This window comes from Bradyrhizobium sp. 147, from assembly GCF_023073935.1.
Taxonomy (GTDB): Bacteria; Pseudomonadota; Alphaproteobacteria; order Rhizobiales; family Xanthobacteraceae; genus Bradyrhizobium.
The window spans coordinates 261,520-284,796 of sequence record NZ_JADPKL010000077.1 but is presented as its reverse complement, the minus strand read 5'-3'; the positions used below and the strand labels follow the sequence as shown (position 1 = coordinate 284,796).

Annotated in this window: 25 protein-coding genes and 1 pseudogene; 13 read left to right on the top strand and 13 right to left on the bottom strand. The window is 63.8% G+C overall.

The window, feature by feature from the left end; genetic code table 11:
• The first annotated feature begins 38 nt into the window (after window positions 1–38).
• The 5 genes from IVA87_RS18050 (at window position 39) to IVA87_RS18030 (ending at window position 4,299) form a co-directional block, all read left to right on the top strand.
• Window positions 39–812, top strand: coding sequence for an aldolase/citrate lyase family protein (locus IVA87_RS18050; RefSeq protein ID WP_247296585.1), 774 nt, complete (start codon window positions 39–41; stop codon window positions 810–812).
• Between the two features lie 67 nt (window positions 813–879).
• Window positions 880–1,263, top strand: a complete 384-nt coding sequence (locus IVA87_RS18045; protein ID WP_247334477.1) for a cupin domain-containing protein — start codon at window positions 880–882, stop codon at window positions 1,261–1,263.
• 111 nt (window positions 1,264–1,374) lie between these two features.
• Window positions 1,375–2,142, top strand: a complete 768-nt coding sequence (locus IVA87_RS18040; RefSeq protein ID WP_247334475.1) for an acyltransferase — start codon at window positions 1,375–1,377, stop codon at window positions 2,140–2,142.
• Window positions 2,143–2,340: 198 nt separating this feature from the next.
• On the top strand, window positions 2,341–2,958 hold the full coding sequence (gene rpsD, locus IVA87_RS18035) for a 30S ribosomal protein S4 (protein WP_247296581.1): 618 nt from the start codon (window positions 2,341–2,343) through the stop codon (window positions 2,956–2,958).
• Between the two features lie 273 nt (window positions 2,959–3,231).
• Window positions 3,232–4,299 (top strand): threonine aldolase family protein, encoded by a 1,068-nt coding sequence (locus IVA87_RS18030; RefSeq protein WP_247296579.1) that lies wholly within the window; start codon window positions 3,232–3,234, stop codon window positions 4,297–4,299.
• Between the two features lie 44 nt (window positions 4,300–4,343).
• On the opposite strand, the gene IVA87_RS18025 is transcribed toward IVA87_RS18030, so the two are convergent.
• The 4 genes from IVA87_RS18025 to grxD are packed head-to-tail and all read right to left on the bottom strand — an operon-like array spanning window position 4,344 to window position 7,821.
• Window positions 4,344–5,606 carry a serine hydrolase domain-containing protein gene (locus IVA87_RS18025; protein ID WP_247296577.1) on the bottom strand — a complete coding sequence of 421 codons (1,263 nt, stop codon included), beginning with the start codon at window positions 5,604–5,606 and terminating at the stop codon, window positions 4,344–4,346.
• Between the two features lies 1 nt (window position 5,607).
• Complete coding sequence (locus IVA87_RS18020) at window positions 5,608–6,894, bottom strand: serine hydrolase domain-containing protein (RefSeq protein WP_247296575.1); 1,287 nt, start codon at window positions 6,892–6,894, stop codon at window positions 5,608–5,610.
• Between the two features lie 45 nt (window positions 6,895–6,939).
• Complete coding sequence (locus IVA87_RS18015) at window positions 6,940–7,491, bottom strand: O-acetyl-ADP-ribose deacetylase (protein ID WP_247296573.1); 552 nt, start codon at window positions 7,489–7,491, stop codon at window positions 6,940–6,942.
• Window positions 7,492–7,494: 3 nt separating this feature from the next.
• Complete coding sequence (gene grxD / locus IVA87_RS18010) at window positions 7,495–7,821, bottom strand: Grx4 family monothiol glutaredoxin (protein ID WP_247296571.1); 327 nt, start codon at window positions 7,819–7,821, stop codon at window positions 7,495–7,497.
• A 236-nt stretch (window positions 7,822–8,057) separates the two neighbouring features.
• Here grxD and egtB point away from each other — a divergent pair, with 236 nt between their 5' ends.
• Together egtB and egtD are read left to right on the top strand one after the other, a co-directional pair.
• The gene (gene egtB, locus IVA87_RS18005) at window positions 8,058–9,356 is read left to right on the top strand and encodes an ergothioneine biosynthesis protein EgtB (RefSeq protein WP_247334474.1); all 1,299 of its coding nucleotides are present in this window, start codon (window positions 8,058–8,060) and stop codon (window positions 9,354–9,356) included.
• Between the two features lie 51 nt (window positions 9,357–9,407).
• A complete protein-coding gene (gene egtD / locus IVA87_RS18000) occupies window positions 9,408–10,379 on the top strand; it encodes an L-histidine N(alpha)-methyltransferase (RefSeq protein WP_247296566.1) in 972 nt (323 codons plus the stop codon).
• A gap of 10 nt (window positions 10,380–10,389) precedes the next feature.
• Here the strand turns inward: egtD and IVA87_RS17995 are convergent, their stop codons facing one another.
• Together IVA87_RS17995 and IVA87_RS17990 are read right to left on the bottom strand one after the other, a co-directional pair.
• Window positions 10,390–11,571: a low temperature requirement protein A gene (locus IVA87_RS17995; protein WP_247280766.1), complete on the bottom strand. Its 1,182-nt coding sequence runs from the start codon at window positions 11,569–11,571 to the stop codon at window positions 10,390–10,392.
• Between the two features lie 39 nt (window positions 11,572–11,610).
• Window positions 11,611–11,865 (bottom strand): BolA family transcriptional regulator, encoded by a 255-nt coding sequence (locus IVA87_RS17990; RefSeq protein ID WP_028137365.1) that lies wholly within the window; start codon window positions 11,863–11,865, stop codon window positions 11,611–11,613.
• 175 nt (window positions 11,866–12,040) lie between these two features.
• On the opposite strand from IVA87_RS17990, the gene IVA87_RS17985 reads away from it, so the two are divergent.
• Complete coding sequence (locus tag IVA87_RS17985; protein ID WP_247296564.1) at window positions 12,041–12,400, top strand: DUF427 domain-containing protein; 360 nt, start codon at window positions 12,041–12,043, stop codon at window positions 12,398–12,400.
• A 73-nt stretch (window positions 12,401–12,473) separates the two neighbouring features.
• Here IVA87_RS17985 and IVA87_RS17980 read toward each other — a convergent pair whose 3' ends face one another.
• Window positions 12,474–12,647: a DUF1328 domain-containing protein gene (locus IVA87_RS17980; protein WP_007612121.1), complete on the bottom strand. Its 174-nt coding sequence runs from the start codon at window positions 12,645–12,647 to the stop codon at window positions 12,474–12,476.
• A gap of 161 nt (window positions 12,648–12,808) precedes the next feature.
• On the opposite strand from IVA87_RS17980, the gene IVA87_RS17975 reads away from it, so the two are divergent.
• Complete coding sequence (locus IVA87_RS17975; RefSeq protein ID WP_247334473.1) at window positions 12,809–13,996, top strand: acyltransferase; 1,188 nt, start codon at window positions 12,809–12,811, stop codon at window positions 13,994–13,996.
• Window positions 13,997–14,029: 33 nt separating this feature from the next.
• Here the strand turns inward: IVA87_RS17975 and purL are convergent, their stop codons facing one another.
• Window positions 14,030–16,240 (bottom strand): phosphoribosylformylglycinamidine synthase subunit PurL, encoded by a 2,211-nt coding sequence (purL, locus tag IVA87_RS17970; protein ID WP_247296560.1) that lies wholly within the window; start codon window positions 16,238–16,240, stop codon window positions 14,030–14,032.
• 184 nt (window positions 16,241–16,424) lie between these two features.
• On the opposite strand from purL, the gene IVA87_RS17965 reads away from it, so the two are divergent.
• On the top strand, window positions 16,425–16,904 hold the full coding sequence (locus IVA87_RS17965) for a PaaI family thioesterase (protein WP_247334472.1): 480 nt from the start codon (window positions 16,425–16,427) through the stop codon (window positions 16,902–16,904).
• A 74-nt stretch (window positions 16,905–16,978) separates the two neighbouring features.
• Window positions 16,979–17,939: pseudogene (locus IVA87_RS17960) on the top strand (DMT family transporter).
• 181 nt (window positions 17,940–18,120) lie between these two features.
• On the opposite strand, the gene IVA87_RS17955 reads toward IVA87_RS17960, so the two are convergent.
• The gene (locus IVA87_RS17955) at window positions 18,121–19,092 is read right to left on the bottom strand and encodes a tripartite tricarboxylate transporter substrate binding protein BugD (RefSeq protein ID WP_247334471.1); all 972 of its coding nucleotides are present in this window, start codon (window positions 19,090–19,092) and stop codon (window positions 18,121–18,123) included.
• On the bottom strand, window positions 19,089–19,790 hold the full coding sequence (gene purQ, locus IVA87_RS17950) for a phosphoribosylformylglycinamidine synthase subunit PurQ (protein ID WP_247296546.1): 702 nt from the start codon (window positions 19,788–19,790) through the stop codon (window positions 19,089–19,091). The genes IVA87_RS17955 and purQ overlap by 4 nt, the downstream gene beginning before the upstream one ends.
• A 169-nt stretch (window positions 19,791–19,959) precedes the next feature.
• Here purQ and IVA87_RS17945 point away from each other — a divergent pair, with 169 nt between their 5' ends.
• Window positions 19,960–20,976, top strand: coding sequence for a magnesium and cobalt transport protein CorA (locus tag IVA87_RS17945; RefSeq protein ID WP_247296544.1), 1,017 nt, complete (start codon window positions 19,960–19,962; stop codon window positions 20,974–20,976).
• Between the two features lie 12 nt (window positions 20,977–20,988).
• Here the strand turns inward: IVA87_RS17945 and purS are convergent, their stop codons facing one another.
• Together purS and purC are read right to left on the bottom strand one after the other, a co-directional pair.
• The gene (gene purS / locus IVA87_RS17940; protein WP_247280678.1) at window positions 20,989–21,228 is read right to left on the bottom strand and encodes a phosphoribosylformylglycinamidine synthase subunit PurS; all 240 of its coding nucleotides are present in this window, start codon (window positions 21,226–21,228) and stop codon (window positions 20,989–20,991) included.
• Between the two features lie 15 nt (window positions 21,229–21,243).
• A complete protein-coding gene (gene purC, locus IVA87_RS17935) occupies window positions 21,244–22,011 on the bottom strand; it encodes a phosphoribosylaminoimidazolesuccinocarboxamide synthase (protein WP_173015815.1) in 768 nt (255 codons plus the stop codon).
• 310 nt (window positions 22,012–22,321) lie between these two features.
• On the opposite strand from purC, the gene IVA87_RS17930 reads away from it, so the two are divergent.
• Window positions 22,322–22,645 (top strand): DUF1476 domain-containing protein, encoded by a 324-nt coding sequence (locus IVA87_RS17930; protein WP_247296542.1) that lies wholly within the window; start codon window positions 22,322–22,324, stop codon window positions 22,643–22,645.
• Window positions 22,646–22,720: 75 nt separating this feature from the next.
• Here the strand turns inward: IVA87_RS17930 and cynS are convergent, their stop codons facing one another.
• Complete coding sequence (cynS, locus tag IVA87_RS17925; RefSeq protein WP_247334470.1) at window positions 22,721–23,209, bottom strand: cyanase; 489 nt, start codon at window positions 23,207–23,209, stop codon at window positions 22,721–22,723.
• Window positions 23,210–23,277: the final 68 nt, after the last annotated feature.

Genomic DNA, 23,277 nt, shown 5'->3' with positions numbered 1-23,277 from the left:
CTAGGCTTTGCCGTCGTCACCTTGCCGCAGGCCTTTCCATGTCGGTCCCGTCCACACCACTCAACCGTCTTCGCCAGCTCTGGCGCGAGGGGCGACCCGCCTTTGGCGCGATCGCGACGATCCCGAGTGTGCAGATGGTGCAGATCATGGCGCGCTCGCTCGACTGGATCATCGTCGATCTCGAACATGGCCCGATTGGATTGACCGAAGCACATGCGATGATCGCCGCGACCACAGGCACGCCGTGCACGCCGCTGGTTCGGATTGCCGCGAACGAGCCATGGCTTGCGAAAGCACCGATGGACATCGGTGCCTTCGGCATCAACTTCCCGATGATCACCAACCGCGATGATGCCGAGAAAGCGGTGCGCAGCGTGCGCTACCCGCCGCGCGGCGATCGACTCTGGGGTCCCTTCCACGCGCCATTCCGCTGGGGACAGTCGATGCCGGACTATATGGCTACAGCCGACGACGAGATGATCTGCATGATCACCATCGAGCATGTCGATGCCGTCAACCGCATCGACGAGATCATGGCGACGCCGGGCGTCGACGTCGCGGTCATCGGTCCCGGCGATCTCGCCACCTCCATCAACAAGCGCGGTCAGATGGACGATCCGGAGCTGCTCGAGCTGGTCGCCCGTGCGGAAGCCGGCATCCTCAGAAGCGGCGTGCCGATCGGCGGCGTGGCCCGCACCGCCGACCAGGCCAACGCTCTGATTGACCGTGGCTACCGCGCGATCGCGCTCGGCTTCGACTGGTCGCTGTTCCAGCGCGGCATCATGGCGGCGTTCGACGGGGTCAGGCGCTAAATCGCCGATACGGCCTTGCTGGGCACCGCGGCGCTGCTAGGGTCGTCGGCTCCAGGGAGGAAAAACCATGCTCAGAAAGACTTTGCTTGCGCTCGCTTTCACTGGCATCGCCGTCGCGGCCTCCGCCCAGCAATCCGGCATCAAGCGCACCCCGCTCCAGAAGATCGACTTTCCGGAGGGCTACACGACCGTGACCGCCATCGCCGAAGTGCCGGCCGGCGGCGCCGCCGGCCGGCATACCCATCCGGGGATCGAGACGGGTTATGTCCTGGAGGGCGAGCTCGACCTCCTCATCGAGGGCCAGCCGGACAAGCGCCTGAAAGCCGGCGATTCCTGCCAGATCCCGGCGGGTGCCGTGCACGACGCCAAGACTCATGGTGACAAATCATTGAAAGTGCTTGGAATTTACGTCGTCGACAAGACCAAGCCGCTGGCGTCGCCGGCCCCCTGATGCGGCGAACCGACTGGGTCCAAATCCGTTGGTTCGTGCTAGAGCACGCGGCGAGCGGACGACCGCTCGCTGCACATATTTTAATCCTTGATCCCCAGGACCCGGAGACCAATGCGCGGGACGCCCAAGACCATCTCCCTGCGGCGCCGTCTGATCTGCGACCTTATGCATGCTTCGATGGGTGTGCCCTTCGTCTCGCTATCCCGTTCGCTCAATGTCCGCCCTCTGCTGGAAGCTCGCGCGGGCGCAACGGCGCCCGCCGGCTGGGCAGCGATGTTCGTGAAGGCTTTCGCTCTGGTCGCAAGGGAGGAGCCGATCCTCCGCACGGTCTACGCCAAATGGCCCCGGCCAGCCCTCTATGAACTGCCCAGGAGCGTGGCACTGGTGGCGGTCGCCCGCGTCGAAGATGGCGAGGAATGCGTGATGCCGCAGCGGATTGTGGCCCCCGAGGCCATGACGCTGGCGGCGGTCGATGCCGAGATCAGGCGTGCCAAGACGGCACCGGTTGAGGAGGTTCCCATGTACCGCAAGATCATGCGGGCGACCCGCCTCCCGTTGCCGCTGCGACGCCTGTCCTGGGCGGTGGGGCTGAATTTCGGCCGGCAGCGCGGCAACTGGTTCGGCAGCTTCGCGGTGAGCTCGGTGGCCGCCTATGGCGGCGGCGAGCTCCACCCCATCACACCGGGACCCTTCATCGTCAGCTATGGGGTGGTCGAGGCCGACCAGACCATCCATGTCGTGATCCGCTGGGACCATCGGGTGACGGATGCCGCCCCGATCGCTCGGGTCCTGACCCGGCTGGAACAGGTCCTGAACACTGAAATCGCTAGCGAATTGCGTGCGGCCGGGCCAAAGCCGGTCCGGGCGGTGGGTACCTGATTCCGGGTCCATTCGCATTGACAGCGAGCCCCAAACTCCCCTAAAAGCCGCCTGCTCGCGGGCCGATTTCGGCCCGCGAAGCGTTTCGCGACCCGTGGTCCTATCCCCCCGCTTTGGGGATCGGACCTGTCGGTGCCGGGATCTCCCCGTCACACAGGAGGGCGCGTTTCCTCAAACCATGTACCTGAAGAGGACGCGATGACTAAGCGCAGTGAGGCGAAGTACAAGATCGATCGCCGTATGGGCCAGAACATCTGGGGCCGCCCGAAGAGCCCCGTGAACCGCCGCGAATACGGCCCTGGCCAGCACGGCCAGCGTCGCAAGGGCAAGCTCTCCGACTTCGGCGTGCAGCTGCGCGCCAAGCAGAAGCTGAAGGGCTACTACGCCAACATCAGCGAGCGCCAGTTCCACGGCATCTACGTGGAAGCCAGCCGCCTCAAGGGTGACACCGGCGAGAACCTGATCGGCCTCTTGGAGCGCCGTCTCGACGCGGTCGTGTACCGCGCCAAGTTCGTCTCCACCATCTTCGCCGCGCGCCAGTTCATCAACCACGGCCACATCAAGGTGAACGGCCGCAAGGTCAACATCTCGAGCTACCAGCTCAAGGTCGGCGACGTCGTTGAAGTCAAGGAAGCCTCCAAGCAGCTCGCCCATGTGCTTGAAGCCAGCCAACTCCCCGAGCGTGACGTGCCCGACTATCTCGAAGTCGACCATGGCAAGATGACCGCGAAATACACGCGCATCCCCAACCTTTCCGACGTGCCGTTCCCGGTGCAGATGGAGCCGCATCTGGTCGTCGAATTCTATTCGCGCTAATCGTTTCGGCAGATCGAAGTTCAAAGGCCCCGGTTTCCGGGGCCTTTTTCGTTCAGGCAGCCACTCCGATGTCTCAGCCTATCCGCATCCTTATGCAGGACGGCAGACCACGCGTGCATACGTCCGTCGCTTGCCGCTCAACGCTTATCCTCATCTGATCGATTATCGTGTGACCGAGACAGAAATCGCTATTATGCGGTTTCGTCACGCCGCCGGCGTCCACCTAGAACTCGCTGACCGCGAGTGAATGCCAATCCCTCAGGGAGCAAGTTGATGCTCTACACCCCTCCCCCCATCGACCCGAAGGCACCCCCGGTGCACATCAATCTGCTCTCGGACACCCAGACCAAGCCGACGGCTGCGATGCGCGAGGCGATGGCACGGGCGGAGGTCGGCGACGAGCAGGTCGGCGACGATCCGACGGTGAACGCGCTGTGCGAGCGCGTGGCGGATCTGCTCGGCAAGGAAGCGGCGGTCTACATGCCCTCGGGCACGATGTGCAACGTCACCGCGACGCTTGTGCATTGCCGTCCCGGCGACGAGATCCTTGCGCACGAGACCGCGCACATCATCGCCCGCGAAGGGGGCGCGCATGCCGCGATCGGCGGCTTTCAGGTGAGGCAGCTCAAGGGCGCCAACGGCCAGTTCACGCCGGAGACTCTCCGTCAGGCGCTGCATCCACGCACGCGCTATCAGCCGCCGCAGACCGTCGTCAGCGTCGAGCAGACCGCCAATATCGGCGGCGGCACGATCTGGAAGAAGGCGGCGCTCGACGAGATCGTCGCGATCGCCAAGCAGCACGGCCTCATCACGCACATGGACGGCGCGCGCCTGCTCAACGCCACCGTGGCGAGCGGAATCTCGCCGCGTGACATGACCGTGGGATGGGATTCGGCCTGGATCGACTTTTCCAAGGGCCTCGGCGCGCCGATTGGCGGCGTGCTTGCAGGCTCACGCGTCTTCATCGACGCGGTGTGGCAATGGAAGCAGCGCCTCGGCGGCTCGATGCGGCAGGCCGGCATCTGCGCGGCCGCCTGCATCTACGCGCTCGACCATCACGTCGAGCGTCTTGCCGACGATCACGCCAATGCACGCGCGCTCGCCCGCGGGCTGTCGCAGATCGCAGGCATCGAGGTGCAGGAGCCCGAGACCAATCTGGTGTTCTTCAAGCCCGACGGCGCCGGCATTCCCGGCGACAAGATGGTCGCAGCGTTGCGCCAGCGCGGCGTGACGCTTGCGATGATGGACGGCCGCATCCGCGCCTGCACCCATCTCGATGTCAATGCGCACCAGATCGAGGAGACGATCGGACACGTGCGCGAGATCGTGCGCGGGGCGTAAAGTCGCGTAGATGGAGTAACGGGCCGACCAACCAACGCTCGCGATCATCGCCCCATTGCTTGATAGATCAGCGTCTTCAGCGCCAGCTGGATCCGGCCGCGCTGCGAGGGGGTCTGCACCATGAAGATCCCGAACAGATCGTCTTTGGGATCGATGAAGAAGAATGTGCCGCCGACGCCGTCCCAGCGATATTCGCCAAGCGGCCAGGAAGTACCCGACGGCACTGCGGTACGTACGGCGAAGCCGAGGCCGAATCCGCTTGTGGCGCCCGGGTAATAGTTCTGGTCGCGCGCGATCTTCGTCTCAGGTCCAATGTGATCGGATGCCATCAGCGCGATCGTCTCGGGCTTGAGATAACGCCGTCCCTCATATGTGCCGCCACTGAGCAGCATCTGCGCGAAACGGGCGTAGTCGCCGACCGTGCCGACCATGCCGCCGCCGCCCGATTCCCACTTCGACGGCCGCCTGATGTCGCGAACCGGCGTGGTCGGGTCGATGTTGCGATCCTCCGGCATCGGCTCGGCAATGCGCGGGAATTTGGCGGGATCGGCGACGAAGAACGCGGTCTCGGTCATGCCAAGCGGATCGAGCAGCCGCTCTTTCTCAAACTGAAGCAGGGTCTTTCCCGCGACCACCTCGATGACGCGGCCGAGCACGTCGGTGGAAAAGCCGTAATCCCACGCGGTGCCCGGCTGCTCGACCAGCGGCAGCGTGGTGATCTTCGCGACGAAGTCGGCATTGCTGAGATTGCTTTGGAACAGATTGGCCTCGGCATAGAGCTCCCGCACCATGCCGCCACCATAATAGCCATAGGGCAGACCCGACGTGTGGCGAAGCAGGTCCTTGATCGTGACGGGACGATTCTGCGCTTCCAACGCCAGCGCGACCTTGCCGTCCTCGGCCTTCTTCTCGACGCCGACCTTCATCTTGGCAAAGGCCGGAATGTATTTCGAGACGGGATCGTCGAGCGAAAGCTTGCCCTCCTCGACCAGCATCATCGCCATGACAGAGGTGATCGGCTTCGACATCGAATAGAGCCGGAAGATCGTATCCGCGCTCATCGAGATCTCGGTCGCGACGTCGCGGACGCCGAAATTTTCGTAATAGACCGGCTTGCCGTGCTGCTGAAGGAGCAGGATGGCGCCGGGGATCTTGCCGGTGGCGATCTCGTTTCGGATGTAGTCGGAAACCTTCGCCAACCCTTCGCGCGAGAAGCTGCGCGCGGCCCGTCCCTCAGAGCCGGCCTTCGCACCGCAGGCACCGACCAGAACAACGAGCCCCGCGATCAGCGCGCGGCGCCCGCGCACTTCACTTCTCCATGGCTTCATAGACCAACTGCTTCAATGTCCGTTGCACGCGCTGGCGCTCGGTCGGGGTTTGTTCCAGGAGGACGAAGAACATGTCCTGCTTGGGGTCGATCACGAAATAGCAGCCGGAGGCGCCGTCCCACTTCAATTCGCCGAGATTGCCCGGCGGCGGCGGCTTGGCATTGCCGGGATCAGTGCGGACGGCAAGGCCGAGGCCGAAGCCAAACCCGTCACCGGGAAAGTAGAAGTAGTCGCGCTCGACGCCGGAGCCTGGTCCGACCTGATCGGTCACCATCAGCTTGAAAGTCTCGGGTTTGAGAATGGTCTTGCCATGGAGGCTGCCGCCGTTGAGTAGCATCTGCGCAAAGCGCTCATAGTCGGCCATGGTCGTGACCATGCCGCCGCTGGCGAATTGGATCTTCTTGACGACTGTTGGATCGTTGATACGGCCGACCCGGAAATCGCCGTCGTTCGGCACCGGCTGCGCTAGCAGCTTCTGCTTCTCCGGGTCGGTGACGAAGAACCCGGTATCGACCATGCCGAGCGGATCGAGCAGCTTTTCCCGCATGATATCGATCAGCGGCTTGCCGGCCGCGATCTCCATCACGCGCGCCAGCACGTCGGTGGAATGGCCATATTGCCAGAGCGCACCCGGCTGGTTGTGCAGTGGCAGTTTTGCGATCCGCTCGGCGAACTCGGCAAGATCGAAATCGCCGGCATAGATGTTCGCCTCGCGATAGGCTTTGCGCACCAGGCTGTCGCCATAGAAGCCATAGGTGATGCCCGAGGTGTGGCGCATCAGGTCGAGCACCGTCATCGGCCGGTTGGGCGGCACCAGTTCGAGCGACCTGCTGCCGTCCTCGGCCTTCTTCTCGACGCCGACCTTCACATTGGCGAAGGACGGGATGTATTTCGCGACGGGATCGTCGAGCTTGATCTTGCCCTCCTCGACCAATTGCATCGCGACCACTGAGGTAATCGCTTTGGTCATCGAGAACAGGCGGAAGATCGTCTTATCGGTGATCGGCGCCTTGCTGACCACGTCCTGAACGCCGAACGCTTCGTGAAAGACCGCCTTACCGTGCTGCTTGATCAGCACGGTTGCGCCGGCGATCTTGCCGGTAGCGACTTCGTTCTTGAAGAACTCGCTGATCCTCGCGAGCTTGTCCTGGTTGAGATGCGCGCCGGCTGGAATCTCGTAGGTGCCCTCCGCCCGCGCCAGCGACACGGGGCCAAGCGACATCAGCGCGCCGCAGACCAGCGCACGCAATCCTGATTGTGAAATCATATCCCCTCCCCGGAACATGGCCCGCGGAGTGTACCGACCGCGTTGTCAGGCACAAGGGCTGCCGTATCGCGCCAGAACGGCCGTGTGAAGAGCGGCGCTTATCTCCGAGAAACAACAGAATATGACGCGGGTGACCGAGGGCGTGGCCGGCAGCGTGTCGATGGTCGTATGAACTGCAATCGTCGCGGCCTGGTCGGCCGGGAAACGATACACGCCGGTGGAGATCGCGGAGAAGGCCAGCGAAGTCAGCCCGTTGGCCTGACAGAGCTCGAGCGCGCGCCGATAGCACGAGCGCAGCGCCTCCGCCTCGCCGCGGCCGCCGCCGTGCCAGACGGGGCCGACCGCATGGATCACATGCCGCGCAGGCAGAAGATAGCCCTTGGTGATCTTGGCATCGCCGGTCGGGCATCCTCCGAGCGTCCGGCACTCGGCGAGAAGCTCGGGACCGGAAGCGTCGTGGATCGCCCCGTCGACGCCGCCTCCACCAAGGAGAGACGAATTTGCGGCGTTGACGATGGCGTCAACGCCGAGCGTGGTGATGTCGGCAACGATGACCTCGAGCTCGGCGCCGCCGATCCGGCGCGTCAGCTGGGCCATGCATCAAGCCGCGACGACGACGCCCTTCTCAGAGAGGAGCTGCTGCAATTCGCCGGCCTGAAACATCTCGCGGACGATATCGCAGCCGCCGACGAACTCGCCCTTCACATAGAGCTGCGGGATGGTCGGCCAGTTCGAGTATTCCTTGATGGCGTTGCGCAGCTCGGCGGATTCGAGGACGTTGAGGCCTTTATAGCCGACGCCGATGTGGTCGAGGATCTGGACGACCTGGCCGGAGAACCCGCATTGCGGAAATTGCGGCGTGCCCTTCATGAACAGAACCACGTCGTTCGACTTCACTTCGTTGGCGATGAATTCCTCGATGCTCATATCCGTGTCCTTCTGGGGCGGAGCCCTTCTTTCACGTCGGGCCGGCTCAGCCGATCTAACCCGATATCTGTCATATATGTAGCCCAAACCGTTGTGCATCCAAAGCAAAATGGCGCCGAACGGTCGGCGGCGGCCGGTCTGAACCGCCCCCGGTGCATAGGCTGATGACAACAATATCATCGCCGGGGAGGACTTTCATACCGTAACGGAGCCCCTATCTAGGACGAACCCTGGTCATGGAACCGGGAAACGCGAACAACGTTCTCTTGTCCTGTCTGGAGAAAACCGTGACGAAACCAGCCTCCGCTACGGCCGCCCCTCAGCTTTCGTCGCTGTCCTCCGACCCGGGCAAGTTCGCCCAGCGGCTTCAAGACGCGTTTCTGACCGTACGCGACGAGACCGAGCGCCGTGCCGCCCCGCTGTCGCCGGAGGACCAGCAGATCCAGTCCATGCCCGATGCGAGCCCGACGAAATGGCACCGGGCGCATACCACCTGGTTTTGGGAGCAATTCCTGCTCGGCGAGCACTGTCCTAATTACCGGCCCTTCCACCCCGATTTCGCGTTCCTGTTCAATTCCTATTACGTCAGCGCCGGCGCGCGTCATGCCCGGCATCGCCGCGGCGACATCACGCGTCCCAACGCCGACCAGGTCGGCGCCTATCGCAGCTATGTCGATGCAGCCGTCGTCAAATTCTTCCGCGAGGCCGGCTGGGACAAGCTGCGCGAGATCGCACCGCTGGTCGAGGTCGGGCTCAATCACGAGCAGCAGCATCAGGAATTGATGTTCACCGACATCCTGCACGCCTTCGCGCAAAACCCGGTCTCGCCGGCCTACGATCCGAACTGGCGTTTCCCGGCCGCGACCCGGGGCGGCGAGGACTGGCTGACGCTGAACGAGGGCATCCACACCGTCGGCCACGTCGACGACAGCTTCCATTTCGACAATGAGAAGCCGCCGCATCGCGCCCTCGTCGGCCCGGTCAAGATCGCCCGCCATCTCGTCACCAACGGCGAATGGCTCGCCTTCATGCGCGACGGCGGCTACCGGACCGCAACGCTGTGGCTGATGGACGGTTTTGCCACCGTGAGCAATGAGGGCTGGGACGCTCCGGGCCATTGGCGCGAGGTCGATGGCGCCTGGCACGTGATGACGCTGGCCGGCCTCAAGCCGATCGATCCGAACGCGCCGGTCTGCCACGTCAGCTATTACGAGGCGGATGCGTTCGCGCGCTGGGCCGGAAAGCACCTGCCGACCGAGATAGAATGGGAGGTCGCGGCCCGCACGGGCCAGCTCAACGATGCTTTCGGCATTGTCTGGCAATGGACCCGCTCTTCATACGCGCCCTACCCCGGCTACCGCGCCGTCGAAGGCGCGCTCGGCGAATACAACGGCAAATTCATGGTCAACCAGTTGGTGCTGCGCGGCTCCTCGCTTGCAACTCCCGAAGGCCACAGCCGTATCACCTATCGCAACTTCTTCTATCCGCACCACCGCTGGCAGTTCACGGGGCTGCGGCTTGCCGACTACGAGTAAAAAAACTTCCGACGACAAATGCGCGCCGGACAGCGCGTTCAGGAGAGTATCATGAATGTGCACGCCAGCGCTTTGGCCGAAGCCCATCTCCCCGACGAGCAGACGACTGCCTTCGCCCGCGAGGCGATCGAGAATCTCTCGCAGCAGCCGAAAAAGCTGTCGCCGAAATATTTCTACGATGCGACCGGATCGGAATTGTTCGAGGCGATCACGCGCCTGCCGGAATATTATCCGACGCGCACCGAGCTATCGATCCTGAAAGAGCGCGGCAGCGAGATCGCGAAGATCATCCCAGAGCATGCGGCCCTGGTCGAGTTCGGCGCCGGCGCGACCACGAAGGTCCGGCTGCTGTTGAACCACTGCAAGTTTGCAGCCTATGTGCCCGTCGACATCTCCGGCGATTTCCTGAAGGCGCAGGCAAACGGCTTGAAGCGGGATTTTCCCGCGCTCGGCATCCACCCGGTGGCGGCCGACTTCACCACGCCGTTCGAGCTGCCCAGGGCGGTCGCGTCCATGCCCAAGGTCGGCTTCTTCCCTGGCTCGACCATCGGCAATTTCGAGCCGCAGGAAGCCGAGGGCTTCCTGAAGAGCGCACGCAAGATCCTCGGCCGCGGCGCGCAGATGATCATCGGCGCCGATCTCGAGAAGGACGAGCGGGTGCTCTTTGATGCCTATAACGATGCCGCCGGCGTCACTGCGCGCTTCAACCTCAATGTGCTGGTCCGCATCAACCGCGAACTCGGCGGCAATTTCGATCTCTCCGCGTTCACCCATCGCGCCATCTACAATCGCGAGCGTCATCGGATCGAGATGCACCTGATCAGCAAGAAGAGCCAGATCGTGCGCCTGCTCGGCACCAGCTTCTCGTTCCGCGCCGGTGAGAGCATCCACACCGAGAACAGCTACAAATACAGCCTCGAGCGCTTTGCTGCGTTGGCGCAAGACGCAGGCTGGCGCGTGCGCGAAAGCTGGACCGATGCGGCCAAGATGTTCTCGGTGCACGCGCTGGAGGTCGCCGACTAGGCCTCCGCGCTTAGGCCTCGGTTGCCGACCCGAGCGACACCGATTCCCACACCGCAACGACAATCATGATCACGGACGTCGCGACCGACAGCCAGAGCGGCGAGAGGTCGGCGGCGAACCACCACAGCACCAGCAGCAGGATGATGCCGATGCCGTGGGAGAGCTGAAGGAAGCCGCGAATGGCGTGCTTGAACAGGATGGTGCCGACCAGGAATACCAGCGGCCCGCCGATCGTGCTCAGGATGATCCGCAGGTCGGAATGACCGGTGGGATGCTTCAGCACCAGTTCGTCCGAGACCGCGGTCAGGATGATGCCGGCGACGATCGGCATGTGCAGATAAGTGTAGGCGAGCCGCGCCAGCCGCCCGGATTCGGTGGACTTGGAGATGCGCTCGGAGCCGGCCTCCGCGCCCTTGTGGAAATAGACCCACCACATCGCGATGGCGCCGACCAGGGCCGAGACGAAGGCGAGGATGTTGCCCGCGGTCCAGGTCAGCTCAGCAAAAGTGGCGCCGTTGACGACGACGGCTTCGCCAAGCGCGATGATGACGAACAAAGAGCAGCGCTCGGCCATGTGCGCGCCTTCGACGGCCCAGGCCTCGACCGACGAGAAGCCCAGCTTCGGGACCCAGAAGCGTGCGGCCGGCGAGATGTACTCCCAGGTCACTGCTGCGATCCACAGCCATAGCCGGGTGTCTCCCTCGGACAAGCCGCCTGCGATCCACAACACAGCGGAGAGCGACAGCCAGGTCAGGATGCGAATGGCGTTGTGCCGCACCGCGGTGCGATGATGGGGGGTCGCGAACAGCCAGAACGCCGTGCGTCCGACCTGCATGGCCGCATAGGCAATCGCAAACCACAGGCCCCGGCCCTCGAAGGCGGTTGGGATGGTCGTCGACAGCACGAGGCCGCCCAGCATCATCGCAAACAGCAGGATGCGGACCGGCGTCAGCTCGGGATTGAGCCAGTTGGTGACCCAGGCGGTGTAGACCCACACCCACCACACCGCCAGAAACAGCACCGCGACATGGACCGCGCCGAGCGGCGTGAAATGGTGCAGCAGCGTGTGGGAGATTTGCGTGACGGCAAAGACGAAGACGAGGTCGAAGAACAGCTCGGCATTGGTGACGCGGCCGTGCTGGTTCGGACCGATGACGCGAAACATTGCGCCGCGCGGGTTGTCCGCAGCCATCATCGTCCCCCGTCGCGCCGAGATCAGGTGCCGTTCAGATCAGGTGCCCGGCGCCCCGGGTCCGCCAGGTACCCCGGTTTGCAGCGCCAGGGCGTGCAGGACGCCGCCCATCTGCCCGCGCAGGGACTGATACACGATCTGGTGCTGCTGGACGCGGGACTTGCCGCGGAAGGATTCAGAGATCACGGTCGCGGCATAGTGATCGCCGTCGCCGGCGAGGTCTCGGATGGTCACCTCGGCATCGGGGATCGCTGCCTTGATCATCGCCTCGATATCGTGGGCGTCCATGGGCATTTCGGGTCTTGCTCCTTCTGGTCTCGAATCGCTTGCCGGGGTCCCCTCACCGGCTCGGCCAAACTTAGCGTGAACGGCCTTCACCGTCACGCCGTCCGGCACTATATCCCTGATCGCAACAGGAAGGCACGATAAAGTGCCGCGCGCGGCAGGTTGATCGAAAAGGCGTGACATCATGAAGCTTCCAGGGCCCGACCACCCCATCACCATCACCCAAAATCCCCGGCGCGTCCGCGTGTCGGCCGGCGACATCGTGATTGCCGAGACCAGCAAGGCGCTGACCCTAAAGGAGGCCAAATATCCGGCGGTACAGTATGTACCGCGGGAGGACACCAATATGGCGCTGCTCGAGCGCACCGACCGCGTCACCCACTGCCCGTACAAGGGCGACGCGAGCTATTACAGCATCAAGGCCGATGGCAAGACGCTGGACAATGCGATCTGGACGTACGAGACGCCCTTCCCCGCGATGACGGAGATTTCCGGCCATCTCGCCTTCTATCCGGACAAGGTGAAGATCGAGGAAGTGGGCTAGCCCTGGCTAGACGCCGCCGTCACGGCCGGGCTCGTCGCCGGCCATGACGAGTGTAAGCATGGATGCCGCAGGGCTACGCCCTGAAGATCGTGAGCCCCAATATTAGCAGCACCAGGAAGATCACGACGAAGACGTAGAACAGGAAGCGGGCGATATCGGCGGAGGCGGCCGAAATGCCGGTGAAGCCGAGCACACCGGCCACGATCGAGACAAGTAAGAAAATCAGCGCCCACTTCAGGATCGTCATCGCCGCCTCCGAATTGGTGCCGCCCCCTCGCGGCCCTCACACCTTTTTCGCGAACGCTAACTTCGCTGCGCGGAACTGGTTCCTAGGTGACCCAAAGGGCCCTTGATGAATCTGGTTCCCGGCGGCACAGTCCGCACCGGGAGCGGGAGCGCGGGGCAACGATGATCACGATGTCACATTCAGCGACGATCGGCGCGGAGGCGCATGCTGCGCCCAAGAGCAAGGCGCGCAATTTGTCGCTCGATCGCGCCCGCACCTTCCTGACGCTGGTCGTGCTGCTGCATCACGCGGTGATCCCCTACACGCATTTCGGTCACACCGATCCGGCCTCCTGGGCCGGCTTCGACGTGATCGTGCTCGCCACCGACAGCTTCTTCATGGCGATGTTCTTCTTCCTGTCGGGACTGTTCACCTGGCCGGGCATCGCGCGCAAGGCGCCGTCAGTCTTTCTCCGCGACCGCCTGTTGCGCCTCGGGCTGCCGTTCGTGATCGCGGCCTTCACCGTCATTCCGCTCGCTTATTACGCGATCGCGCTGCGGCAGGAGCCGGAGCTGACCTTCGCTTCGTTCTGGTGGAAGACGGTGACGGCGGGCCCGTGGCCGAGCGGCCCGATCTGGTTCGTCTGGGTGCTGCTGGCGTTCGACCTGACGGCGAGCCTGCTCTACCGGGTCTCGGCGCATCTGGTCGATCCGGTCAACCGCATCTCGGTGCGCGGTTTCGAGCAACCGGCCCTATTCTGGCTGCTGCTCGCGGCCATCAGTGTCATCGTCTACGTGCCGGCGCTGGTCTATTTCGGGGCCAACAAGTGGTTCGAGTTCGGGCCGTTCTCGGTGCAGGCGAGCCGCATCCTGCTCTATTTCGCGTATTTCTTCATAGGGGTCAGCGTCGGTGCGGCGAACTTCGACCGCGGTGTGCTCAGCGCCGAGGGCCAGTTGCCGAAAACCCGCTGGCTGTGGGTGGTCGTCACGCTGATCCCCTACTGCCTGATGTGGGGCATGATCTATGTCAAGCGTGAGATCCTCGGGAATCCGGATCCGCTGCCGCACTGGTATCATGTGTTCTACGGCACGTTTCTCGTGCTGTTCTCGGCCTCGATCCTGCTCGCGATTCTCGCCTTCTTCCTGCATTCGAAGGCGCCAGGGCCGACCCTGCTCGATCGCATGCAGGCGGATGCCTACGGCATGTTCCTGGTGCATTATCCGATCGCGCTGTGGATCCAGTACGCTCTGTTCGACTATGCGTGGCCTGCGATCGCGAAGGCGGCGATCGGCTTCGTGCTCACGGCGATCCTGAGCTGGGGCCTGACTGCGGCGTTGCGGAAGATTCCGGGCGCGTCGCACGTGTTGTGAAGCGTAATCCGGGTCTGAGTATGCGGAAGCCGCTCAGGCCACCTTCCCGCCCATATACTCCGGCAGCCAGCGCTCGAACGACTGACGCAACACGTCGATCGCCACCGGCGCTTCACCTGAGATCGCAACCGCATCGCCACCAGTGGTGCCGATGCGCACGCAGGGCACCTCGCAGCCGCGCATCTTGGCGAGCACGCGGCCGGCCTCCGTTTCCGGCACGGTGACGAGATAGCGCGCCTGGTCTTCGCCGAACCAATAAGCCTGCGGAACGAGCGCGGTCGGTGCTGCGAGCAGTCTTGCGCCGATGCCGCTCGCCATCGCCATCTCGGCGAGCGCGACCAGCAGACCGCCATCGGAGAGATCGTGCACGGCCGTCGCTGTGCCCGCATGGATCATGCCGCGCACGCAATCGCCGTTGCGCTTTTCGGCGCTAAGATCGACCGGCGGCGGGGCGCCCTCCTCGCGACCGCAGATGTCGCGCAGGTACACCGACTGGCCGAGCCAGCCATGGGTCTCGCCGATCAGCAGGATCGCTTCGCCCTCGGCTTTGAAGGCCAGGGAGGCAGACTTGGTGAAATCGTCGAGCAGACCGACGCCGCCGATCGAGGGCGTCGGCAGGATCGCCCGGCCGTTGGTCTCGTTGTAGAGCGAGACGTTGCCGGAGACGACCGGGAAGTCGAGCGTACGGCAGGCTTCCGAGATGCCCTGCAGGCAGCCGACGAACTGGCCCATGATCTCGGGCCGTTCAGGATTGCCGAAATTGAGGTTGTCGGTAATCGCCAGCGGCTTGCCGCCGACCGCGGTGATGTTACGCCAAGCTTCCGCCACCGCCTGCTTGCCCCCCTCGAACGGATCGGCTTCGCAATAGCGCGGCGTGACATCGACGGTGAGCGCCAGGCCCTTCGGCCCGTCCTGCACGCGCACCACGGCGGCATCGCCGCCGGGACGCTGCATGGTGTTGCCGAGAATGACGTGGTCGTACTGCTCCCAGACCCAGCGCTTAGAGCACATGTCCGGCGTGCCGATCAGCTTCTCCAAGGCCGCACCCAGGCCCATCGGCGCCGGCACGTCGCGGGCGTGCACGATCGGCGGCGCGGCGGAGGGGACATGCGGGCGGTCATAGACCGGCGCCTCGTCGCCGAGCTCCTTGATCGGCAGATCGGCCATGACGTCGCCGCCATGCTTGACCACGAAACGCTTGCTCGGCGTGGTGTAGCCGACGACAGCGAAGTCGAGCCCCCACTTCCTGAAGATCGCCTCGGCCTCTTTCTCCTTCTCGGGCTTGAGCACCATGAGCATGCGCTCCTGGCTCTCCGAGAGCATCATCTCGTAGGCGCTCATGCCGGTCTCGCGCGTCGGCACCGCATCGAGATCGAGATCGACGCCGAGGTCGCCCTTGGCGCCCATCTCGACCGCCGAGCAGGTCAGGCCCGCCGCGCCCATGTCCTGGATCGCGATGACGCAGCCCTTCTCCATGATCTCGAGGCAGGCCTCGAGCAGCAGCTTCTCGGCGAAGGGATCGCCGACCTGCACGGTCGGGCGCTTCTCCTCGGACTTATCGTCGAACTCGGCCGACGCCATCGAGGCGCCGTGAATGCCGTCGCGGCCGGTCTTGGAGCCCAAATAGACGATCGGCATGTTCACGCCGGAGGCAGCCGCATAGAAGATCTTGTCGGCATCGGCGAGGCCCACGGCCATCGCGTTGACGAGGATGTTGCCGTCATAGCGGGTGTGGAAGCGCACCTGGCCGCCGACCGTCGGCACGCCGAAGGAATTGCCGTAGCCGCCGACGCCGGCCACCACGCCGGACACGAGGTGCCGCGTCTTGGGATGTTCCGGCGCGCCGAAGCTCAGCGCGTTGAGGCAAGCGATCGGACGCGCGCCCATAGTAAAGACGTCGCGCAAAATGCCGCCGACGCCGGTGGTCGCGCCCTGGTACGGCTCGATGTAGCTCGGGTGGTTGTGGCTCTCCATCTTGAAGACCACAGCCTGCCCATCCCCGATATCGATCACGCCGGCATTCTCGCCGGGCCCCTGGATCACCCAGGGCGCCTTGGTCGGCAGGCCGCGCAAATGGATGCGTGAGGACTTGTACGAGCAATGCTCGTTCCACATCGCCGAGAAGATGCCGAGTTCCGTGAAGGTCGGCTCCCGCCCGATCAGCTTGAGGATGCGCTCATACTCGTCGGGCTTGAGCCCGTGGGCGGCAACCAGTTCTGGGGTGATCTTGGGTTCATTCTTCATGGATTGGGGGCTTTCGGCAGCGTTTGGCCGTTCTTAGGAACATCGGGGGCTCACGAAAAGCCCTTTATGGCGCATTTTCCCGCTGTCCCACGTTTTGCGGCAGGCGAGCTGCGGGAACAGGAATTGCACGGCGCGGACGGATCGGATTTAAGGGCTAAAGACCCGCAATTGAAGGCCCACGTCCGTGCACGAATTGACCAAAGCGCCCCCGCTCCGCCGCCCCGACCTCCACGTCGCCACAGACGGCGAATTCAAGGGCTGGCGGACCTGGATTCGCGACAGTTTTGAATCCCATGTCGGCCCCTTCTGGCACCGGATCGAGGCGGACGGCAGCGTCCGCTGCGCCTTCCGGGTGGAGAGGAAGCACCTCAACGGCTCCGGCAACGTCCATGGCGGCTGCTTCATGGCCTTCGCCGATTATTGCCTGTTTGCAATCGCCACACATGAGTTGGATGGACCTGCCGTGACCACCAATTTCGCCTGCGACTTCCTCGATGCAGCACGCGAGGGCGAGTTGATCGAATGCGTGGGCGAAGTGTCTCGCGCCGGCGGCTCGCTGATCTTCCTGCGTGGCAAGCTGGCCTCCGACGGACGGCCGCTGTTCACCTTTTCCGGGACGATCAAGCGGGTGAAGCGGAAGCCGCAGCCCCAGCCAAACGCATAGCTCGAGGCCTTCCCTTTTCACGCTCCCTCGCCCAGAGTTGGTCAAGCGCTTGTGCGCCGGGGAGCAAGAACAAGGTGCCGCACAGCACATCGGAGGCGGGTCGCACGACGGCGTCCGCATCAACGTTGCCGTCAATCGCCACCACCGGCGCACGCAGCTGGCGCGACTTCGCGCTGCTGCTGGCGCTGGCCTGCTGCTGGAGCTCGACCTATCCGCTGGCCAAGCTGGCGCTGGACACGATCCCACCCATCACCTTCATCGCGGCGCGCTCGCTGATCGCGGCCGCCTTCCTGTTCGCGATCCTGTGGATGCGCGGCGTCACGATCCCGACCGACGCGAAAGCCTGGAAGCTGTTCGCGACCCAGCAATTGATCAACTCGACCTTTCCGTTCCTGATCATCACCTGGTCGCAGCAATATGTGCCGGCGTCGAACACGGTGGTGCTGGCTTCGACGACGCCGATCTTCGCCTTCCTGATCACGTCGCTGATCACGCGGCACGAGCCGGCGACGCTGCTCAAGCTCGCGGGCGCGATCCTCGGGCTTGCCGGCACGATTCTCATCGTCGGCCTCGATGCGCTGCGCGGGCTCAGTCGCGAGATCATCGCGGAGGTCGCGATCCTCTTCGCCACCATCTCGTTTGCCTGCGCCACGATCTTCGGCCTGCGCCTGTCCGATTACGACCCGATGGTGGTGGCGGCCGGTTCGCTGCTGTTCGGCGGCATCATCCTGCTGCCGCCCTCGCTTCTCATCGACCAGCCCTGGACGCTGCACCCGACCCGACCGCGATCACCGCCACCATCGTCATGGGCATCGTGTCGAGCGCATTGGCTTGATGCTGTTCTATGTTTGCCTCGGGCGGCTCGGCACGCTCACGACGAACGCCCAAGGCTATTTGCGCATCCCGATCGGCGTCGGCCTCTCCGTGCTGCTGCTCGGCGAGAGCGTGCCGTCGAACCTCGCGCTGGGTCTGCTGCTGGTCATGGCCGGTGTTGCGGCAATGACGGTGCCGACCGAACGGCTGAAGCTGCGCTAGAGCGGGATGAGATGGGGCGTAGCGGCCGCCACGAGGAAGATGCGCCCCCTTCTTCCGCTCCATTTTTGTGACGAGCCCGACCCCTCCTGATTGAGCTGACTTTCGGTCTGGCGCCACTGATGCGCAACCATAGCTGCGCCGCCTGCAAACAAATGAATGATTGTCGATCGAAGGCTGGCCGCTACTTGGCGTCGTCCGCGAGCATTTTCCGGTATTTTTCCACGTCGCGCGTCACGAGCTTTTGCAGCACTTCCGGCGTGTGCTCGTCGGGATCGGGCGCAACGGTCGAGAGGTCAGCGAAGCGCTTCTTCACCGCGTCGGATTCCACAGCCGTGCGCGCGGCGGCATTCAGCTTGGCGATCACGGCCGGCGGGGTGCCCTTGGGCGCGAACAGGCCGTTCCAGCCCTGCGCCTCGAATTCGGCTAGGCCGGCTTCGGCTGATGTCGGCAGATCGGGCAACGAGGCCAGCCGCACGGTCGAGCCGACCACGAGGCCCTTTACCAGCTTGTCGTTGATTGCCTGCGAGACGGAGGCGGCCGCATCGCAGACGCCGTCGATCTGGCCGCCGATCGCATCGGTCAGCGCGGGCGCGGCACCGCGATAGCCGACCAGCGTCGCGTCGATCCCGGCGGCGGTGACGAAGCTCTTGCAGATCAGATAGTTCGAGGAGCCGACGCCGGCATGGCCGAGATTGATCCTGCCTGGATTGGCCTTGACGTAGGCGATGAACTCTTTCAGGTCCTTGGCCGGAAAATCCTTGCGCACGGCGACGACGCCGAACGTCTTCGCCACCATGGCGATCGGCACGAACGATTCCGGCGTGAACGGCAGCTTTGGATAGATCGTGTAGGTCGCCGCGTTGGTGCCGGCATTGCCGATCGCGATGGTGTAGCCGTCGGGCTCGGCGCGGGAGGCGCGTGCCAGCGCCGTCGAGCCGCCGGCGCCGGCGACGTTCTCGATCACCATGGTCTGGCCGAGCGCGATGCCCATCTGCTCGGCCACGGTCCGCGCGATCACGTCCGAGGTGCCGCCGGCCGCGAACGGCACGATCATGGTGATTGGACGCTTGGGATAATCCTGCGCGAACGCAACGCTCGCGAACGACAGCGCCGCGAGCGCGGCGAGCGACCGCTTCAGCACGAACCAGATCACGCGGCTTTTTCCAGATGCTGGACGAGGCCGGCGAACAGGCCGCGGCCGTCAGTGCAGCCCATGATGTCTTCGACGTGGTTTTCCGGATGCGGCATCATGCCGAGCACGTTGCCCTTGTCGTTGACGATGCCGGCGATGGAATGCGCCGCGCCGTTGATGTTATGGGTCTCATCAACCACGCCCTCAGGGGAGCAGTAGCGATAGAGCACCCGCCCCTCGCCTTCGAGCCGCTTGATAGTCTCTTCGTCCGCCTCGTAATTGCCCTCGCCATGCGCGACGGGCACGCGGATCACCTGCCCGGCATTGTAGCCGCGGGTGAACGGCGTGTCGGAACGCTCGACCCGCAGATGCACGTCGTGGCAGATGAATTTCAGCCGCGCATTGCGCATCAAGACGCCCGGCAACAGGCCGGATTCGCAGAGGATCTGGAAACCGTTGCAGACGCCGAGCACGAGGCCGCCCTTGGCTGCATAGTCGCGCACCGCGTCCATTACGGGCGCGCGCGCCGCGATCGCGCCGCAGCGCAAATAGTCGCCATAGGAGAAGCCGCCCGGCACCACCACGAGGTCGGTGCCCGCAGGCAGTGAAGTCTCGGCGTGCCACACCATCGCGGGCTCGCGGCCGGAGATCAGCCTCAAGGCACGCGCCATGTCGCGCTCGCGGTTGATTCCGGGAAAGACGAGGATGGCGGCTTTCATGGCGTAAGGTTCCGACGGTGGCTGGAATCGAGATGGCAGGGAGGGCCAATTCGCCAAGAGACATAACCATTTGACGGGGATTTTACCAGTGCTAGCCTCGGCAAAGGGCCTTGTACACAGGCCATGGCCGCATGCGGTTTGGCCGCTCGAATTGCCCGGGATTGAAGCCATGAACGTCCCGTCGCTGTCCGCATCTCCTGCCGAACCGGTGTCCGCCGAGGGCGTCGTCGCGGCCGGCGCCTATGTCGACGGCCGCCGCGTTGCCAATATCGCCATCAGCGAGGCCTCGAGCTGGCGGGCCAAGCCCGGACACGTGGTCTGGATCGGCCTGCACGAACCCGACATGGCGCTCCTCGGCGCCGTGCAGAAGCAGTTCGATTTGCACGAGCTCGCCATCGAGGACGCCAACCACGCCCATCAGCGGCCCAAGATCGAGCAATATGGCGAGGCTCTGTTCATCGTCGCGCGCACCGCGCAATTGATCGAGGGCCGCATCGCCTTCGGCGAGACGCACATCTTCGTCGGCGAAGGCTATCTGGTGTCGGTGCGCCACGGCGCTTCGACCTCCTACACGCCGGTACGCGAACGCTGCGAAAGCTGCCCGCGGGCGCTGGCGCGCGGCGAGGATTACATCCTCTACGCCATCCTCGATTTCATCGTCGACAATTACTCGCCCGTGCTCGAAAGCATTCACGATGAAGTCGAGGCCATCGAGGACGACGTGCTCTCCAAGCCGATCAGCAAGGCGCAGATCGAGCGGCTTTACATGCTGCGCCGCGACCTGTTGCGGCTCAGGACCGCGATCGGCCCGCTGGTGGAGGTTTGCCGCCGGCTGGAGCACGACGAACTCGCCATGGTGCGCCAGGCCATGCAGCCGCTGTTCCGCGACGTCACGGACCACGTCCGCAACATCCAGGAGCGCATCGATTCCATGCGCGAGGTGCTGGCCTTCGCCTTCGAGGCGAGCCTGCTGGTCGGCCAGGCGCAGGAAACGGCGGTGTCCAAGAAGCTCGCCTCCTGGCTCGCGATCATCGCCATCCCGACTGCCCTCGCCGGCATCTACGGCATGAACTTCAAGCACATGCCGGAGCTGGAATGGGAATACGGCTATTACATGCTGCTCGGCGTGATGCTGACGGCATGCGGCGCGCTGTACTGGCGTTTTCGGCGTGTCGGGTGGCTGTGAGCGGCGCGCGCGTTAGACGATCTCGACCCGATAATTCTCGATCACGGTGTTCGCCAGCAGCTTGTCGGCGGCTTCCTTCAGCGCGGCTTCCGCCTTGGCCTTATCGGCGCCGGCGAGCTCGATGTCGAACACCTTGCCCTGCCGGACGCTGGCGATACCGTCGACGCCGAGCGACTTCAGCGCGCCTTCGATGGCCTTGCCTTGCGGATCGAGGATACCCGTTTTCAAGGTAACGGTAACACGTGCCTTCACGTCAAAGATCCTCTTTCAGCTTTTCACCAGCACCGGGCCGGAGCCCTGCGGACGCTCGTTCTCCATGAGGATGCCGAGGCGCTTTGCGACTTCGGTATAGGCCTCGAGCAGGCCGCCGAGATCCCTGCGGAAGCGGTCCTTGTCGAGCTTCTCGTTCGACTTGATGTCCCACAGACGGCAGGAGTCCGGCGAGATCTCGTCGGCGACGATGATCCGCATCATCTCGTTCTCGAACAGGCGCCCGCACTCCATCTTGAAGTCGACGAGGCGGATGCCGATGCCGAGGAAGAGCCCGGTGAGGAAATCGTTGACGCGGATGGCGAGCGCCATGATGTCGTCGATCTCCTGCGGCGTCGCCCAGCCGAACGCAGTGATGTGCTCTTCCGACACCATGGGGTCGTTGAGCTGGTCATTCTTGTAGTAGAACTCGATGATCGAACGGGGCAGTTGGGTGCCCTCCTCGATGCCGAGGCGCTGCGACAGCGAGCCGGCGGCAACGTTCCGCACCACCACTTCCAGCGGCACGATCTCGACCTCGCGAATCAACTGCTCGCGCATGTTGAGCCGGCGGATGAAATGGGTCGGCACCCCGATGTCGTTGAGGTGCTGAAACAGGTACTCCGAGATCCGGTTGTTGAGGACACCCTTGCCCTCGATCACCTGATGCTTTTTCGCATTGAACGCGGTGGCGTCATCCTTGAAGTGCTGGATCAGGGTACCGGGCTCCGGGCCTTCATAGAGAACCTTTGCCTTGCCTTCATAAATGCGACGCCGACGGCTCATTGGGATGTACCGTGTTTTGTTGAAATCCATGAATCTGGTGTGCTCCGGTTGACTAGGATTACGACCCACAGCGGAGCTGCCGTGAACGGCGTGGAACCTCTGGAAACAGAACAGGAACCAAACCTTCAGGCAACCTATCCGATTGGCTGTCCCAGCACAATCGATCCGGTCCATCCGACGCCGACTTATACCGCCTTGACTGCGGCTTAACGGCCCGTTGTTTTGCCGATATGTGCTATCTATGTAGGCATGCAGTCGGGGCGCCGCAACGGAAGGCTCCCGCTCCATTCAGAGGGATTTGGAACAAGGCATGAGCGAGTTCGACAAGCGGCAGGAAGGTTTCGAGAAGAAGTTCGCCCTCGACGAGGAGCAGAAATTCAAGGCAGAGGCCCGTCGCAACCGGCTGCTCGGCCTGTGGGCGGCGGAAAAGCTCGGCATCACCGGCGATGCCGCCACTGCCTATGCCAAGGAGGTGGTCGCGGCGGATTTCGAGGAGGCCGGCGATGCCGACGTCCTGCGCAAGATCATGGCCGATTTCGCCGCCAAGAACGTCACCGTCACCGAGCAAACGATTCGCGCCAAGATGAGCGAATTGCTCGCGGTGGCGGCCGCCGAGGTGAAGGCGGGGAAATAAAATAGGCGAATAGGGAGTGGCGAATGGCGAATTGGGCGTCCCCATTCGCTACTCGCAATTCGCCACTCGCCTCTATCACTCCTCCCTAAATCCGTATTCCGGCACGTTGCCGCTGGCGCCGTAATATTTGTACGGCAGGAACTTGCCGCTCATAGTGATCTTGACGCGGTCGCCCTTCGGGTTCGCAACGCGCTCGATTCCCATGTCGAAGTCGATCGCCGACATGATGCCGTCGCCGAACTCTTCCTCGATCAGCGCCTTCCAGGCCGGGCCGTTCACCATCACCATCTCGTAGAAGCGGTAGATCAGGGGATCGGTCGGCGGCATCGGCGTGCCGGTGCCGCGCATCGGCACCTCGTTGAGCATCGCAACTTCCGCCTTCGACAGACCGAACAGCTCGCCGGCGTTGGCGGCCTGCGGTTTTGTCAATTTCATCTGGCCGAGGATCGCGCCCGTAATCAGCACTTCGGAATAGCCGCCGATCTTCTCGCAGATGTATTTCCAGCTCCAGCCGTTTTCGCGCTTGATGTCGAGCAGCTTTTCGGTGAGGTCTTCGCGTTTCATGCCAGGGTCTCCTTTTGGTTCGGCATCGTGCCGGCCTGCCGCTTTGGGAGGCACGAAGCGTGCCAATA

Coding starts and splice junctions, on each gene's coding strand:
- IVA87_RS18050 (WP_247296585.1), top strand. CDS start 39: ATGTCGGTCCCGTCCACACCACTCAACCGTCTTCGCCAGCTCTGGCGC.
- IVA87_RS18045 (WP_247334477.1), top strand. CDS start 880: ATGCTCAGAAAGACTTTGCTTGCGCTCGCTTTCACTGGCATCGCCGTC.
- IVA87_RS18040 (WP_247334475.1), top strand. CDS start 1,375: ATGCGCGGGACGCCCAAGACCATCTCCCTGCGGCGCCGTCTGATCTGC.
- rpsD (WP_247296581.1), top strand. CDS start 2,341: ATGACTAAGCGCAGTGAGGCGAAGTACAAGATCGATCGCCGTATGGGC.
- IVA87_RS18030 (WP_247296579.1), top strand. CDS start 3,232: ATGCTCTACACCCCTCCCCCCATCGACCCGAAGGCACCCCCGGTGCAC.
- IVA87_RS18020 (WP_247296575.1), bottom strand. CDS start 6,894: ATGATTTCACAATCAGGATTGCGTGCGCTGGTCTGCGGCGCGCTGATG.
- IVA87_RS18015 (WP_247296573.1), bottom strand. CDS start 7,491: ATGGCCCAGCTGACGCGCCGGATCGGCGGCGCCGAGCTCGAGGTCATC.
- grxD (WP_247296571.1), bottom strand. CDS start 7,821: ATGAGCATCGAGGAATTCATCGCCAACGAAGTGAAGTCGAACGACGTG.
- egtB (WP_247334474.1), top strand. CDS start 8,058: ATGGAACCGGGAAACGCGAACAACGTTCTCTTGTCCTGTCTGGAGAAA.
- egtD (WP_247296566.1), top strand. CDS start 9,408: ATGAATGTGCACGCCAGCGCTTTGGCCGAAGCCCATCTCCCCGACGAG.
- IVA87_RS17995 (WP_247280766.1), bottom strand. CDS start 11,571: ATGGCTGCGGACAACCCGCGCGGCGCAATGTTTCGCGTCATCGGTCCG.
- IVA87_RS17990 (WP_028137365.1), bottom strand. CDS start 11,865: ATGCCCATGGACGCCCACGATATCGAGGCGATGATCAAGGCAGCGATC.
- IVA87_RS17985 (WP_247296564.1), top strand. CDS start 12,041: ATGAAGCTTCCAGGGCCCGACCACCCCATCACCATCACCCAAAATCCC.
- IVA87_RS17980 (WP_007612121.1), bottom strand. CDS start 12,647: ATGACGATCCTGAAGTGGGCGCTGATTTTCTTACTTGTCTCGATCGTG.
- IVA87_RS17975 (WP_247334473.1), top strand. CDS start 12,809: ATGATCACGATGTCACATTCAGCGACGATCGGCGCGGAGGCGCATGCT.
- purL (WP_247296560.1), bottom strand. CDS start 16,240: ATGAAGAATGAACCCAAGATCACCCCAGAACTGGTTGCCGCCCACGGG.
- purQ (WP_247296546.1), bottom strand. CDS start 19,790: ATGAAAGCCGCCATCCTCGTCTTTCCCGGAATCAACCGCGAGCGCGAC.
- IVA87_RS17945 (WP_247296544.1), top strand. CDS start 19,960: ATGAACGTCCCGTCGCTGTCCGCATCTCCTGCCGAACCGGTGTCCGCC.
- purC (WP_173015815.1), bottom strand. CDS start 22,011: ATGAGCCGTCGGCGTCGCATTTATGAAGGCAAGGCAAAGGTTCTCTAT.
- IVA87_RS17930 (WP_247296542.1), top strand. CDS start 22,322: ATGAGCGAGTTCGACAAGCGGCAGGAAGGTTTCGAGAAGAAGTTCGCC.
- cynS (WP_247334470.1), bottom strand. CDS start 23,209: ATGAAACGCGAAGACCTCACCGAAAAGCTGCTCGACATCAAGCGCGAA.